This is a genomic window from Chitinivibrionales bacterium (assembly GCA_014728215.1).
In the GTDB taxonomy this organism is placed as follows: Bacteria; Fibrobacterota; Chitinivibrionia; order Chitinivibrionales; family WJKA01; genus WJKA01.
Genome location: WJLZ01000170.1, coordinates 24,597 through 36,935 on the forward strand (window position 1 = coordinate 24,597; position 12,339 = coordinate 36,935).

The following is a 12,339-nucleotide window of genomic DNA, read 5'->3' on the forward strand; positions in this document are numbered from 1 at the left end:
CGCCATCACCACAAATCTTGCGGGAGCTTATGCGATGAATGCCCTCGAAATAAATGACCTTTCCAAAAATTATAGCGGAGAGCGTGCGCTTGATGGTATCTCCTTTACTGTCGATGAGGGTGCATTGTTTGGTATTATCGGTCCTGATGGTGCGGGAAAAACAACACTCATGCGGATTCTGGCAACACTTATCAATCCCGATAGCGGTACTGCTCATGTTTTATCACATACTACCACGGGCGAACACCGTCCGATCCGGGAGAAGATCGGTTATATGCCGCAACGATTTTCGCTCTATGAAGATTTGAGTGTACGGGAAAACATGCTCTTTTTTGCCGATATTTTCGGGGTAACGGGGAAAGAGCGGGATGCAAGCATCGACCGGTTGCTTGAGTTTTCCCGTCTGGGGCCTTTTCAGGACCGGCGGGCAGGAGCGCTTTCGGGCGGGATGAAACAGAAACTCGCACTCTCCTGCGCTTTAATCCATACCCCTTCACTTCTGATACTGGATGAACCTACCACCGGTGTCGATCCGGTGTCGAGAAAACAATTCTGGTCGATTTTGCGGAAGTTGCAGCGGGATGGTATCAGCATACTCATTTCTACGCCATACATGGATGAAGCCGAATATTGCAGCCATCTTATTCTGATGCACCGGGGAAAAATCCTCCGTCAGGGGGCTCCCGAACGACTCAAAGAAGAATATCCTTTACAGCTTTTCCGGATAACGGCTCAGGGGGAAAATCTTCATTTCCCGCAGAGTGAAAAACCACCCGCCGGCTTGCAGCTGCTCTATCCTTCACGGGGAGCGCTCCATGCCGCAACGGAGCAAGAAGGCATGGAATCGGAACAGGTGCTTGAATCTGTCAAGAGTTTTATTCCACAGGCACAGGTGTGCCGACCGGTTGAGCCGCGAATAGAGGATATCTTTTTCTATACCCTTGCCTCGGGAGACACGCAATGAATCCCATCGAGGTACACAAGCTGACACGAGTGTTCGGTAATCAGATTGCGGTGGACCATATCTCTTTCGATGTTAAAAGGGGGGAGATTTTCGGTTTTCTCGGAGCGAACGGGGCAGGAAAAACGACCGCCATACGCATGCTCTGCGGTTTGCTGCAGCCAAGCGAAGGAAAGGGTTCGGTTGCCGGGTTTGATATTGTACGACAGGCATCGGCTATCCGTTCGAGAATCGGCTATATGTCCCAAAAATTCAGCCTCTATACCGACCTGAGCGTTGAAGAGAACATGCGGCTTTTCGGTTCCCTGTACGGCTTGAAAAAGGACGCTTTACAACAGCGAATCAGCACGATGGCGTCGTTTCTGGGCCTGGAACATATGCTCGGTTCCACCACCGGCAGTCTTCCCTGGGGATGGCAGCAGCGGTTGAGCCTGGCATGCGCCAACCTTCATGAGCCCGATGTTCTGTTTCTGGATGAACCCACCGGTTCGGTCGACCCGGTGAGCAGGAGGAATTTCTGGGATCTTATCCATGAGCTTGCCCGGAAGGGAAGGACCATCTTTGTTACGACACATCACATGGATGAAGCCGAAAATTGCGGGCGGATATCGATTATGGTCGATGGAAAAATTGCTGCAATGGGAAGTCCGCAGCAATTGAAAACACACTACGGCGGCAATGAACTTCAGGACGCATTCATTGCCGTGGTATCGGGAGAAGGCCGACACAGCAATGAAAAGTGACAATAAACCGAATTCCAGATTGAGCAAAACAGGAAACAGGCTGAAAGCCGTTGTTCTCAAAGAATCCCGTCATATTCTCAGGGACCGTCAGACCCTCGCAATTATTATCGCCATGCCGGTTATGATGATGTTTCTTTACGGGTATGCACTGACACTCGACTTGAATAATGCCGCGGTTATTGTCGAAGCGCCTTTGCAATCCCGTGCCGCGACATCGCTGGTCCGGAGCATTGATGCCGGCACAATGTTTTCTGTAGAAGCGGTCGTTCATGCAGCAAAAGATCCTGTTGCGCTCATGCGAAAATATAATGCAAAGGCACTGCTCAGAATTCCGCCGGATTTCGAGCGGGACCTTCGGAACAAAGGTACAACCCCGGAGATCAATGTGCTTATCGATGGTTCCGATCAGAATACCGGAACCATTATCCGCAACGTTATGGAACCGATGATCATGAATGCTGTTATAGATTATCTTAAAACCGATATTCCTCCGTCTCTCGTTATCGATTCACAAATTCTTTACAACCCACGACAGAAAAGCTCGCTCTTTTTTATCCCCGGTCTTATGGCGATTATCCTGATCATGATTTCAGCTCTGCTGACCTCTCTGACAATAACCAGAGAAAAGGAGACCGGGACAATGGAGCAGCTTCTGGTCTCACCGCTCCGTTCGTGGGAGATAATCGCGGGGAAAATTTCGCCGTACATAGTGCTGGCGGCCGCGGATGGTGTTCTTATCATGCTTGTGGGACGGCTGTTTTTCGGCGTTGGTATCAGCGGCAGCACGGCACTTCTTGCCTTTGTCAGCATCGTTTATATCATAACCTCACTTGCACTGGGACTCATATTCAGCTCGGTTGCCAAAAACCAGCAGCAGGCAATGCTCATGGTCCTTCCGGCTACCATGCTTCCCACTATCGTTCTTTCCGGGTTCATTTTTCCGATACGAAGCATGCCGCTTCCATTGCAAATCCTGACTCAAATCATCCCGGCAACCCATTATCTGACGGTTATCCGGGGTATCATTCTCAAAGGCGTGGGGCTCGTGGCTCTCTGGCAGCCCTTTGGGTATCTTGTTTTGACAGGTGCAATATTTCTTGTAATTTCCGTAAAAATATTCAAGGTGAAACTGTGAGATATATACGATTGATTGTCTGGAAAGAATTTTCTCATATCAAAGCCGACCCGCTCATGATGCGGCTGATTGTATTGCCGGTCCTTGTGCAATTATTTGTTATCGGCTATGCCTTAACTACCGAGGTTAAAAACACTCCTGTTGCCGTTCTCGACTGGAGCGGAACACCTCGAAGCCGGTCACTTATCGATCACATTCGCAGACATTACCTTTTTGAATATTACGGACAAGCCGATGATAAAGAAGAGCTTGTTACGATGATCGATGACGGCACTATTAAAATCGGCCTGGTTATCCCGCATACGTTCGGGCAATCTCCCGGGCTGCACAACGATGTATCGGTGCAGATGCTTATTGACGGGCAGGATGCTAATTCATCATCGGTCGCCTCCGGCTATCTGCGGGAAATACTCTCCGGTTGGAATGGTTCACAAATGAAAGAACGGGCGGCCGGCCGGGGAGGAAGTATTCGGGAGATAATTCCTGTGCGGGGAGGGACAACGGTTCTGTTCAATCCCATGCTCCTTTCATCGTGGTACATGATCCCGGGACTGGTCGTTCTTCTGGTGACAATCGTTACGTCGCTGCTGACCGGCTTTTCTATAGTCAAGGAGAAAGAACGGGGGACTTTCGAACAGCTGCTGGTAACACCAGTGGGCACGATTCATATACTTATTGGAAAAATTATCCCCTTTCTTCTTATCGGACTGGCCGAAATCGTACTCTTTCTGATAATTGCCATACTCTGGTTCGGCATACCATTCCGGGGTAGTTTCGCAGCGCTTTTCGGCTATGCTGTTATCTACATGATTTCCTCGCTGGGAATCGGTATCCTCACTTCCACGCTGGCCCGGACCTCTCAGCAGGTTTTGTTTTCCATATGGTTTATCCTGATCTTTTTCATTCTTATGGGCGGATTTTTTATTCCTGTCGAGAATATGCCCGGGTGGGTGCAGATGCTCACGGTTATTAATCCGGTACGGTATTTTATTCATATAGTCCGTGACATATTTCTCAAAGGCGCCGGTTTTGTGGAGTTATGGCGTGAAGGGCTTTCGATGCTTGCGATCGGTATGGCGGTATTTACGACATCTGTACTGGCTTTCAGCAGGAAAGCAAAATAACAGGAGAAGAAACCTTCCAACATTAGGCTTCCCCGGTAACGTGAAACGGTCTTGCTGCATGAGGGCAGTATCTGTTATTGTCCTTTCATCCACAAGCATCTACCCGGTAGGGCGATCAGATTGCCCGGATAGACCTCGAACAGGCTGTCGAGAGGGTATCAAGGGGAACATACTCCTGCAAGTCCGGATCGACATCCTGTACCGAAAGCATGGCGGTGACCTCGGGAATCACCATGTTGGTTTTTAAATTGTGCAACAGGGTGTAATAGGGTTTTAATGTGGCGAACAAGTTGCTGTTGATTTCGTTGGGTATATTGGTTAATTTATTATCCATAACCAGGTAAGCTATCAAAAATTCCCCTTTGCTGAATGACTCATCAACAGTCTCCTCCTTCTCCGGAAGGGGGAGGCTTTGATGGGCTATTAAAAGCAGAGGTCCTCATATATTCTCCATTAGATAAGCAAAAGGGGTATTCATGACTGCAATAAAACGTCGGGATTTTCTCTCGTTGTGCGGCGCGAGTGCGGCAACTTTTTCAACAGCTTCGTCGACCTTTGCCAATTTTGTTTCCCGGAAGCAGAGCGATCAACCCAATATTTTGTGGATTACCACCGAAGATATCAATCCTTATCTGGGATGTTACGGGGATCCTGCGGCCGACACTCCTTTTCTGGATTCTCTTGCGGCAGAGGGGGCGATTTTCACCAATGTGTATTCGACATCCGGCGTGTGTGCTCCTAGTCGTAATGCGGTTTTTACCGGTATGTATCCGACCTCGCTTGGGTTCGATTATATGCGGGGCAAGGCCTATCCTGCGGATATTTTAAAGCATTACCCTTACTATCTGAATGAGGCCGGTTATTTCGTTACCAATGCAGGCAAAGAAGACTGGCAGTGGAGTCCTCCTGGGCCATTATGGAATGAGGAAGGTGATCATTCATGGCGAAACAGTTCTTCAGGGGAGCCCTTTTTCCATGTTCATAATTATATGACTACTCACGAAAGCAGAGTGTTGCAATGGAGTGATAAACAGGCGCGTACCGATATTCCGCTTCCCCCATATTATCCCGATACCGATAAGGTTCGCAAGAGTATGGATGCTATTTACACCAAGGTTACCGAAGTAGACCAGCAGATCAAGGAGTATTGCGATCAGTTGAACGCTGGCAGATCGACAGCCGTGATATCGGATTTATGCCCGAAGCGGAGCAGTTTATACTGGAACGGGAAGCCCCCGAGCATCGATGGAAGATTACGCACCCCGCCAGTGGCGGGAATCCTGTTGAATCATGGCTCGATGCCTGGAAATTATCGGAAACCGGCTCAGCCGGCATGAGCGATATGATTACTAATCTCGACAGTGGCGATATGGTCCTTCGTACCTGGGCATGTATCGGTTTAGGTAATATCGGCAGTGATGCTTCCTCTGCGGCGCCTAAACTCAAGGAGCTTCTCAATGATCCTTCTCCCGATGTGCAGATTGAAGCCGCACGGGGGCTTATCCTTATCGGGTCCGATATTGATGATGCGTTCAATACGCTCACGACTCTTTTGGGAAATGATAATCAATATGTGAGGCTTCATGCCATAAATCGGATCGATCAGTTGGGTAACCTTCTTAAACCTTTCGAAACTCAACTCACCGACATTAAAAATTCCACTTCCCACTGGAAAATCGAAGCCCTCCTGGGGTATACCCTCGAGAGCATCGACGAGCCTCCCCAGCGGGAACCGCAACCTCTCTCTCCGGTCTTTGCAGTAAATGAACCATTCTCGGGAACACAGGGGCTTGTGTCTCCCTACACCGTCGCGGTTAAAGGGCGTACAATCAACGTCACCGGACCGTCAGGGGACAAGTACGATTTTTATCTGTTCAATGCCGCGGGAATCTGTGTTACCTCACACACCAACCTTCGGGGTAATGCAACCATAACTCCTCACAAAAAGCCGGCGGCAGGGCTTTACACAGCCCACCTGAGATCCGGTAAAAGAACTGAGACGGTTAAAATTTCCCTTGGAAGGTAATGGTTCAACCAGCGCAAGCCCTGCCATTCTTTAAAATAAGACTGTCCGTTTAAAAAATCTCGTCCTGAAACGGGGCCGGTCTTGTACTTTTCCAGAAATAGTCAAGCTAAATCTCCGATCTTTTCCCGGCATTCAAAATCTTTATTGACTCTTTCCGGCGTGCTACCGTATGATATACTATTGCATGGAAGCAGTATAACATTTTGCTGCAGGAAGGTTTTTGATGCCGAAAAAGAAGGCGAAGCTCGAAGCTACGGGCAGAGTGTTGGAAACACTATGCGACAGCGTAATCAATTTCACTCAGCCCTTTGAGGATGTAAAAGAGCTGATTGAGGAAAAGGCATATGAAGAGAGTGAGGGGAGCAACGCTACTCAACCGATCAATCAATTGGAACGTCTCGTTGCATTTTACGAGAGTATTGAAAATAAAAACGAAGAGATCTGCAGTGATTTGGCCCAGATATATTCCTTAATCGGAGAGTTGCTTCAATATTCCGGGCGATATTCTGAGAGCATTTGCTGGTTTCAGAAAGCGGTTGTTGTAGATGATCGTAATTCGGAGTTCTATGCCGGACTTGCGCTTTCATATGAGAAACTTGGTGATACCGACCGGGCGGTTCGCAGCCTGGAACAGGAAATCCGGCTTGAACCGGGCGATTATTCGCCCTATCTCCATCTTGCAGACATTTATGATCGCCTGGAAGACTATGAAAAGTCGAGTCATTGTCTGGAAAAACTACTTGAACGGGACCCTGATAACATTCAGGCACTCCATAAGCTAATTTGTTATCACCAGGCCCACCTTCCTAACGCCAATGTGGAATTTTTGCGGCGCCGTCTGTTATCATGCCATAAGGACCTTGCCAAAACAGATCTGATAATCTGGACGTTTCACATATGCTATGAGCGGAAATATGATCATGCGATCCGCATTTTATCATCCAAGGAATTCGAGCAACCGGCAAATTCGATGATTAATCTTCTTAGAGCCTATATTTATCATGAGCAGGAGAAAAAACAGGAAAAAGAGGCTGAACTTCAAAAATTTGCCAGCAAAAATCGACACAAACAGAAGGCTATGCAGATAAAGTACAATCAATTCGAGACTGTTTTCGGTGAACTTGCCCTGGGAAAAGTTAAAAACGGGAAGTAAACACCAGGTTATAATCTCATCTCACTCGATCGCGATTTTATTTCGATATGCCAGATGTTTTTTGCCTGTTTGTACCAGAAATGGGGGCTTTCAATATCCAGCTCGCCGGTTTCAGGAGGAAGAGAATTCATCATTTCGGTAAACTGATTGTAAGCCGCAATAGCTTCCTTGGGCTTTTTGATATGTAACGCAACATTCATAAGGATAAAATAGGATATCGCTAAATGAAGCGAATTGTAGGATTCTTTATCATTGAGGACATGGGTAAACCAGGTCCGGCAATCGTTGATAAGATCATCTTTGAGTGACGGGTCGGCAAATTGAATCGTGAGAAAGGTCGTGTATCCTATTGTAAAGTGTATCCCCACCTTTTTATCAAAGGCCATGCTGCGTGAACAGATCCGCGCCAGTTCGTAGGCAAGATAGCACCCCTCCTTGCTTCGGGGAAATACAAATAATTCCGACGTATCTTCCTGCACCGGTTCCACCAGTCTTTTTCTTTGTTTAATCGACTTCGCAAGAATCGATTTTATCTCATCGATAAGCCCGGCATGAATCTCAATTCTGTCTTTTTCGGCGGCATGAAAGTGGGAGAGATCGATAGAACTCATACCACAATCATTACAGACAATTGGGAGAAGTCCAAAAACATTAAATGGTTTTTTATCTTTTTTTGCGTAACTTGTCGGGAATGGATCCCCTTCTTCCCACCGCCAGATATATGCGGATGGCTCAATCAGGTATCCTGCAATATTTTGGGAACCGCATACCGCACAGGCCAGGGAGAGCCGTCGAAGGCCGTTCTCGTTGTGGACAAAGGGAAGATATCGTTCGAATCTGTTGCGTGTCAATTCTTTCCTCAGGTCATCAAGGGCCGAAATTATGGAGAATGACTGATCAAGCCCGAGTTTGACAAGGACCCTGGTAACCTGCTCTGATGGATTGAGGAGGAACAGTGTTTTATCGACTTTTTCCAGGCGCTTTTTTACATTGGTCAAAAGCCGGATTGCGCTTGAATCAATATGGGTGATATTCGAGAGGTCTATGATCAGGTCTTGAGGGGGTTCTATTGTAAGTTGCCTGGATAACTGTGGTGTCAGTGAAGGGATTTCGGCAACGGTAATTTCGCCATTCAATGTGCACAGTGTATAGTTGTCAAATGGGGTTGAAGATAACTCCACCGCAATATCCTTTGGAACAGTTAAAACCTGATTGACATGTAAATTATATCATGTAACAACTGAAATGTCAGCAGTTTAATGCGATAGAGATTATTATTTCTCTTCCTTGCCGGGGTAAAATTCGGACACAAGCCTTCGGCAGGGGAAATTTCGCCTGAAACAGGCAAAAAGCAGGCCGAGATTATTGAATGATGAGCGGTCCGGATCTTGAGGCGGAATAGGAGTATATGCATTCAGAACGAAGGAATGTTTATCATTCGTGGCGGTATTGAACACCTCGACACTCACCGGTATTTTAAGGGTATCTGAGGTAATAGTGTGTCCTTTCAATGTTGTCTTTACATAAACCGTTGCCTGCAATGAGTCATCGGTCATTTCATATAACCCGTACTTTTCACATCGCCGGAATTCGATAAGCAGATCTTCATGGATAGTCTGAAACGACCGCATGAGGATATGTTGATATGCACTTTCACCGGGCCATCCTTCCAGGCTCTCTACTCCCGAATTGTTTTCAATCGGCATAAGGAATATTTTTTCGTGCTGTACAGGAACTCTTGTACGCTTCACCACTCCTTTGTTATGGGCACATCCATAAAAAGCAATTGTCAGCGCCAGAGCATTGAAAAAACACAAAAAATTACGGACTGATTTTTTCATGGCAGAACCAGAAGACTTTTCTTTTTTATGGAAGTCTCACCGGTTGTCCGACTTGTGTGTTCGAGAAAGATAATATAGGTTCCCGGGGCAACCGTATTGTTATTATGATTAAGGAGATCCCATCGAAATATATACGTGTCTCTACGAGGATTATACCATGGGGGCGTAAAAAATTCATCTCTTCGAGCGTGGAATACCAGTTTTCCGTCAACCTGATATATCCTCAACGCCGATAAATGCTCGCCTTCAAAGGCAACCTCTTCGGAGCGATGAACGGGATTAGGATAGACAACGATATCTGTTTTCCGGGTTTCCCGCGCAAAGAGTCCATAGATTCCCGGAGAATTAAGTGTCCCATACCAGTTGTAGGAACCTGTGACGCTTGAAAAACCGGTAGTGACAGGCTCCCAGCGTTCTGCAGAATCATCCCAGATAAAAAGCATATAGTCGGCCGGAGTGAAAACACGGGTGGTATTATAAAGAAGAAAATTATCATCGGTTAACTGTAGATCGAAATGGAGTGTATCAAAAGAGTATATCCACGAATTTGGAAAGGTTATCTCATAAAACTGATCGAGCGAGGTCCGGTTACTTAAGAGAGTTTCATTTTTCATCGATGACGACGGGATATAGGGGGTAATCGACATGGAGCATCGAAGGGTATCCCGGCTCACAAAATAGAGCGACGCCGTGTCGGGGGGAACACCCGGAGCTTTGACCGACGTTGTTTGAGAGAACACGGTGTCACCGGGGAAATGGCTTATTGAGCAGGGCATAAAGGTGACTGTACCATACCGGGCATCACCATTAATTCCATTAGTGGCGATCACTTTGATGTCCGAATATAGTTGCCGGTTTTCGATAAAAAGTTTTCCGGCCCCGTTGCCGGCAATTTCAATGGGTTGTATTTCAACGCTATTCGTGGTCTCCCGAGGCGTGAGAAGTGCGTGAACGGCCCAGTCGTTTACTGATAAAGGGCGCTTGAAAGAATCTTTGCCGCCAAAATGGATCTCCATCTCAGGATAGTGATCCGTATCACTTTCAAAGGAAAAAATATTCATACCGTAAGGTTGAACGATTTTTGTTACCGAACGGTTCGGGGTGACTGCATCATTGGGAGTAGTCCATTCGGGCAGCAAATCGGCATCTTCGATAAAAAGCACAGGGTCGGCTCTCGTGCCGGTAAAATAGGTGGCAACATAGAAATCCCCCAACAGCTCGTTCCACACAAAACCCAGGGATTCCGATGTCTGTTGCAGATTGGAATGAAAACTGATACTGCCTGCGTAATTATTATCAAAGACCGTTTTTATGAAATCGATTGAAGGAGGAGTGGTGGTATGGTTATAGAGATAGAGCATTAAGAATACATTAAAGTAGTCATCATAGTTATTGACCCGAAGCATGGGGATTGTGGGAGAATAGAAGTAATCTTTGGAATACTGGATATAATCGTCAATGTCTTCGAAAGCAAGTTCTTCCATAAGAACAGCAGAACCTTCGATCCATGCCAGCGGAAAATCATCCAGATAAACCTGGTCTTCAACTCGCCACGACATGGCATACTGGATTGCATGAAAAAACTCATGGGCGCAGGTTACCCGGATACCCTGTTCGGGATAGGTATTATAATCCATATAAGTGTTTTTCCATGTCGGGCTCTCCCATTCATTGCGCAATTCGAATACGCTGGTATATCCTTTGCCCGAATGGGTAATTGCTCCGCCGTGGAATGTTTGTCCGTAATAATCGTCCAACACCAGCTTTTTCACCACAACTTTATAGATGTTGGGAGTGCCGGATGAATTATCGGATGGATAGGGGCGGGGAAAACCGAACCGGTCGATCTCCATAGACCAGGAGCTGTCGAGTGCCCAGGCAACCTCGTCGATATAATCGGGAATGCCGTTGGGGGCATTGATTTTATTTCTCCAGTTGGATTGATCAAATCCATACTGATCGGCAGGATCGACCGCATTCTGAGGATCGGTAACCGTGTAATAGACCTCAAAGTGGCCTGAGGGGGAGGTATAATACAAAAATTCCTCGGGAATTTGTATCGATTTCAAGTAGATCGATTTGAATTCACTGCTGACGAGATTCCAGGTTTTGGCAAGCATATACAGATCAGATTGGGATGGCCGGTATATGGAGTTTTTATCAGAAGGATCTCGCCGTATTCCTGCTTTTATTTCAAAATAGGGACGGAGTTTTGATTCGAATTGCCGGATTGCCCGGGCGTTACGCGTGGCCAGAAGGGAGGTATATGCCCGTGATTCACCGGAGCGAGCTGTTCGCGATTTTCCTCCATAAGACAGGGGAACGATAAGAAGCACCCAGAGCAGGACTGATGGAGGGGAGAGGAATTTTTGCATATACTATTATTGTAGATAAATTCTGATATATTGCAACATTTTTATTACGTACCTTTTTCGGCGAATATTTTTACAATGTTGCAAATGAGGAGTGGGGAAGCAAATGTATTATGCTTTCTCGAATTCGGGAGCTAAAACCTTGAGTGTTTCGAAATGTTCGGAATAGTGGTTAAACAGTTTTTTGGCATCTTCGACTCTGCCGCACTCTTTCGCGGCATCGAGCAGGTTGAGAAAGGTATCTTTGGCGATGGGATTGAGCTTGATCGATTCGAGGAACAGCGAAAAAGCATCTTCATACCGATTCTGATAAAATGAGATAATACCCAATCCGCAGAATGCGTCGGCATTGGGCCCTTCTATATCATTGATTTGAAGATACAATTGCATGGCCTGATTGAGTTGCCCTTCTTCCAGAAGCAAATTCGCTTCTTCGATACGGGGATTATAGATGCCGAGAGTTAATGCCCGTTCGGACATATAGATGTCATCACCCTGCTCTTTGATACTCTCGGTAATAACCCTGACCTCTTCCTGGTCCGGCTTGATCTTTAAAGCATTTTCAAAATAAGGTAAAATTTCATTTACTTTCTTAAGTTTCAGGCCCGCGTCAAAGAGATTGATAAGTGCATCGGTATAGTCGGGCTTGAGAATCACAGACTTGAGAAACATGGTGTATGCATCCCGCCACGCATTCCGCAGCCAGGAAATGATTCCCATGTTATTATAGGCCCGCCAGTTGTCCGGGTCTTTTTCCACGATGTCAACAAGTATTTTCGCAGCTTCCGGGTAATTGCCTGCGGCGATAAATCCTTCCGCCTTCTTGTTCTCATCAAGGAACCGGATTTGAGGAGTATCTCCTCTGTTCTCTTCAGTATTCATTTTCGCTCCTTTAATTCGAAATGGAATGAAGAAGAGAATTATTTTCTATAAAGAATATAATAATCGCTGGTTGTGCTGACAATTGTAATGGCGCTGTAAAAC

At 46.5% G+C, this 12,339-nt stretch carries 12 protein-coding genes; 7 read left to right on the forward strand and 5 right to left on the reverse strand.

The window, feature by feature from the left end:
* Positions 1 to 34: 34 nt before the first annotated feature.
* The 4 genes from GF401_15245 to GF401_15260 are packed head-to-tail and all read left to right on the forward strand — an operon-like array spanning position 35 to position 3,963.
* The gene (locus tag GF401_15245) at positions 35 to 964 is read left to right on the forward strand and encodes an ATP-binding cassette domain-containing protein (GenBank protein MBD3346407.1); all 930 of its coding nucleotides are present in this window, start codon (positions 35 to 37) and stop codon (positions 962 to 964) included.
* The gene (locus GF401_15250) at positions 961 to 1,704 is read left to right on the forward strand and encodes an ATP-binding cassette domain-containing protein (GenBank protein ID MBD3346408.1); all 744 of its coding nucleotides are present in this window, start codon (positions 961 to 963) and stop codon (positions 1,702 to 1,704) included. Before GF401_15245 ends, GF401_15250 begins: the two co-directional genes overlap by 4 nt.
* Positions 1,640 to 2,839: an ABC transporter permease subunit gene (locus GF401_15255; GenBank protein ID MBD3346409.1), complete on the forward strand. Its 1,200-nt coding sequence runs from the start codon at positions 1,640 to 1,642 to the stop codon at positions 2,837 to 2,839. Before GF401_15250 ends, GF401_15255 begins: the two co-directional genes overlap by 65 nt.
* Positions 2,836 to 3,963 (forward strand): ABC transporter permease subunit, encoded by a 1,128-nt coding sequence (locus GF401_15260; protein ID MBD3346410.1) that lies wholly within the window; start codon positions 2,836 to 2,838, stop codon positions 3,961 to 3,963. The genes GF401_15255 and GF401_15260 overlap by 4 nt, the downstream gene beginning before the upstream one ends.
* 115 nt (positions 3,964 to 4,078) lie before the next feature.
* Here GF401_15260 and GF401_15265 read toward each other — a convergent pair whose 3' ends face one another.
* Complete coding sequence (locus GF401_15265; GenBank protein ID MBD3346411.1) at positions 4,079 to 4,315, reverse strand: hypothetical protein; 237 nt, start codon at positions 4,313 to 4,315, stop codon at positions 4,079 to 4,081.
* Positions 4,316 to 4,439: 124 nt separating this feature from the next.
* Between GF401_15265 and GF401_15270 the strand changes: the two genes are divergently transcribed.
* The 3 genes from GF401_15270 (at position 4,440) to GF401_15280 (ending at position 7,142) form a co-directional block, all read left to right on the forward strand.
* Positions 4,440 to 5,300: a sulfatase-like hydrolase/transferase gene (locus GF401_15270; GenBank protein ID MBD3346412.1), complete on the forward strand. Its 861-nt coding sequence runs from the start codon at positions 4,440 to 4,442 to the stop codon at positions 5,298 to 5,300.
* Positions 5,111 to 5,989 (forward strand): hypothetical protein, encoded by an 879-nt coding sequence (locus GF401_15275; protein MBD3346413.1) that lies wholly within the window; start codon positions 5,111 to 5,113, stop codon positions 5,987 to 5,989. The genes GF401_15270 and GF401_15275 overlap by 190 nt, the downstream gene beginning before the upstream one ends.
* Before the next feature lie 223 nt (positions 5,990 to 6,212).
* A complete protein-coding gene (locus GF401_15280) occupies positions 6,213 to 7,142 on the forward strand; it encodes a tetratricopeptide repeat protein (protein MBD3346414.1) in 930 nt (309 codons plus the stop codon).
* An 8-nt stretch (positions 7,143 to 7,150) separates the two neighbouring features.
* Here the strand turns inward: GF401_15280 and GF401_15285 are convergent, their stop codons facing one another.
* The 4 genes from GF401_15285 to GF401_15300 all read right to left on the reverse strand — a co-directional run bounded on the left by GF401_15285 (position 7,151) and on the right by GF401_15300 (position 12,237).
* Positions 7,151 to 8,329, reverse strand: coding sequence for an STAS domain-containing protein (locus tag GF401_15285; protein ID MBD3346415.1), 1,179 nt, complete (start codon positions 8,327 to 8,329; stop codon positions 7,151 to 7,153).
* A gap of 87 nt (positions 8,330 to 8,416) precedes the next feature.
* Entirely contained in the window at positions 8,417 to 8,983 is a 567-nt protein-coding gene (locus GF401_15290; GenBank protein MBD3346416.1) for a hypothetical protein, read from the reverse strand.
* Positions 8,980 to 11,358 (reverse strand): hypothetical protein, encoded by a 2,379-nt coding sequence (locus tag GF401_15295; GenBank protein MBD3346417.1) that lies wholly within the window; start codon positions 11,356 to 11,358, stop codon positions 8,980 to 8,982. The genes GF401_15290 and GF401_15295 overlap by 4 nt, the downstream gene beginning before the upstream one ends.
* Positions 11,359 to 11,466: 108 nt before the next feature.
* Positions 11,467 to 12,237, reverse strand: a complete 771-nt coding sequence (locus GF401_15300) for a tetratricopeptide repeat protein (GenBank protein MBD3346418.1) — start codon at positions 12,235 to 12,237, stop codon at positions 11,467 to 11,469.
* Positions 12,238 to 12,339 lie beyond the last annotated feature (102 nt).